The sequence below is a fragment of the Mesorhizobium sp. M7A.T.Ca.US.000.02.2.1 genome (assembly GCF_003996995.1).
Taxonomy (GTDB): domain Bacteria; phylum Pseudomonadota; class Alphaproteobacteria; order Rhizobiales; family Rhizobiaceae; genus Mesorhizobium.
The window spans coordinates 1-2,456 of sequence record NZ_RZTT01000630.1; the positions used below are offsets into that span (position 1 = coordinate 1).

General features: G+C 65.1%; 2 protein-coding genes and 1 pseudogene. 1 reads left to right on the top strand and 2 read right to left on the bottom strand.

The genetic code is table 11. From position 1 onward, the window contains the following. A partial coding sequence (locus EOD15_RS32760) for an ATP-binding protein (protein ID WP_127409220.1) occupies positions 1 to 1,040 on the top strand: 1,040 nt, incomplete at its 5' end. Between the two features lie 50 nt (positions 1,041 to 1,090). On the opposite strand, the gene choV is transcribed toward EOD15_RS32760, so the two are convergent. Continuing rightward, a complete protein-coding gene (gene choV, locus EOD15_RS32765) occupies positions 1,091 to 2,272 on the bottom strand; it encodes a choline ABC transporter ATP-binding protein (RefSeq protein WP_024504539.1) in 1,182 nt (393 codons plus the stop codon). Beyond that, positions 2,269 to 2,456 (bottom strand): annotated as a pseudogene (locus tag EOD15_RS32770) (choline ABC transporter permease subunit); the annotation flags it as partial. The gene choV and the pseudogene EOD15_RS32770, both read right to left, overlap by 4 nt.

The following is a 2,456-nucleotide window of genomic DNA, read 5'->3' on the forward strand; positions in this document are numbered from 1 at the left end:
ATCCGGCGACGCGCGAGGCCGATGACGCGGACGGCACGGCGCCGGGACCCGACATCGGCCAGGTCGAACGCGACCTTCTGGTATTGGCCGCCGACTTCGCCCAGAGCGACAAGCTGACGGCCTCGCTGCGCTTCGCCGACGGCCAATGGCTGAACTTCACCGAGCCGATCACGCCGGTCGGCCCGATCCTGAGCTTCGACAGCCTGCCGCTCTATTCGCTGATCGCAGGGCTGGTGGTGATCATGTCGATCTGGTCGCTGCGCCGGCTGACGGCGCCCTACCGGATGATGGAAACCGCCGTGAACCGGATCGGCAAGGATCTAAAGAGCCCGCCGATCGCCGAGAGCGGCAGCCGCGAGGTCCGTGCCGCCGCCAAGGCGATTAACGCCATGCAGGCAAGGTTGCGCGAATATGTCGAGGACCGCGAACATCTGGCGGCGGCATTGGCGCATGATCTGCGCACGCCGATGACCAGGATGCGCCTGCGCCTGGAGCTGTTGCGCAAATCGGCGGTCCGCGAGGCATTGGCGCACGACCTCGCCGATGTCGAGGGCATCGCCAGCTCGGTGATCGACTTCGCCACCTTCGAAGTGACCGAGGAAAAGAACGAACGCATCGATTTCTGGTCGCTCGTGGAATCGATCGCCGACGGCTATGACGACGTATCGTTCGACGACGAGACCCGTTCGCGCGGGCTGATCTGCATGGCGCGGCCGGTCGCGCTCAAGCGCTGTGTCACCAATCTGGTGCAGAACGCGGTCACCTACGGCAAGAAGGCGCATCTTACGCTGCGCCGGTCGGAAGACATGATCCTGCTCACCATCCGCGATGAAGGGCCCGGGATACCGCAGGCACAGATCGACGCCGTGTTCGGCTCGTTCGTGCGCCTCGAACAATCGCGCAACCGCCAGACCGGCGGTCTGGGCCTCGGCCTGACCATCGCCCGCAACATCGCGCGCGCCGCAGGTGGCGAGATCCGCCTGTCCAACAACCCGGGCGGCGGCCTGCTGACCCAACTGCGCCTGCCGCTGGCGGCTTAAAAAAGAGGCGCGATTGGTCGCCGCCTCGTCAATATTGAGTTCCGAAGAACCTACCTTCTCAGCACCGCGCTCAGCACATCGCGGATACCGATGGCGCCGACGAAGCGCGACTGATCGTCGAACAGCGCCACAGGAGCGGTCTGCGAACGGTGCATGGCCAGCATCACGGTTTTCAGCGAGGTGCCCGGATTGGCCCAGAACACTTGCGCGGCTTCTTCGGATTGGCCTTCGACGTCGGCGCACGACACCCAGACCGCCGGCTTGCCATCGCGTTCGGCCGCCGCCACAAGCCCGTGGTCGTCGATCTTGAAGCGCGTCGTCTTGCGGCGGTCGAGCCACACCCAGCCGTCCTTGCCGTGCTCCAGATCGCGACGGTCGCGCATCACGTTCCATGCGGTCAGCACGGACAGCGGGTTCACATTGGCGATGAAGTCGCGGACATAGTCGTTGGCAGGCCGCAGCACGATGTCCTCCGGCGCGCCGGTTTGCACGATGCGCCCGCCCTCCATGATGGTGATGTGGGAACCGATCTTCAGCGCCTCCTCGAGGTCGTGGCTGACGAAGATGATGGTCTTCTTCAATTCGGCCTGCAGCTGCAGCAATTCGTCCTGCAGCTTGGTGCGGATCAGCGGGTCGAGCGCCGAGAACGGCTCGTCCATCAGCAGGATCGGCGCCTCGGTGGCGAAGGCCCGCGCCAGGCCGACGCGCTGCTGCATGCCGCCCGACAGCTCATGCGCGTATTTCTTCGACCACTGGTCGAGATTGACCAGCTTGAGCTGGCGTTGCACGCGCTCCTTGCGCTCGGCTTCCGGTACGCCGGCGAGTTCGAGGCCGAGACCGACATTCTCCTCCACCGTGCGCCAGGGCAAAAGGCCGAACTGCTGGAAGACCATCGCCACCTGTTTCTGGCGCAGGCGCCGCAGGGTCGCCTCGTCGCAGGTGACGACGTCGACGGTTTTGTCGCCATCCTTGACCAGCACCTGGCCGCGCGACACCACGTTGAGCCGGTTGACCGCCCGCAGCAATGTCGACTTGCCCGAACCGGAGAGACCCATCAGCACGGAGATTTCGCCCTCGTTCACGGTCAGGCTGGCGCCGGCGCAACCCAGTACATTGCCGGTCTTTTCGAGGATCTCGGCGCGGCTGGCTCCGGCGTCGATCATTTTCAGCGATCCGGCCTGGTCGGCGCCGAAGACGATATCGACGTTCCGGAAATCGACGGCGACGGTCATTTCTTGCCTCCAACGGCGATGCGGGTCATCCGGTCGAGCACGATGGCCAAAACGACGATGGCGAGGCCCGCCTCAAGCCCGAGGTCGATCTTGCGCGAACCCAGCGCCCGGTTGATTTCGGTGCCGAGGCCGCCCGCGCCGATCAGTGCGGCAAACACCACCATCGACAGCGACAGCATGATGC

Coding starts and splice junctions, on each gene's coding strand:
- choV (WP_024504539.1), bottom strand. CDS start 2,272: ATGACCGTCGCCGTCGATTTCCGGAACGTCGATATCGTCTTCGGCGCC.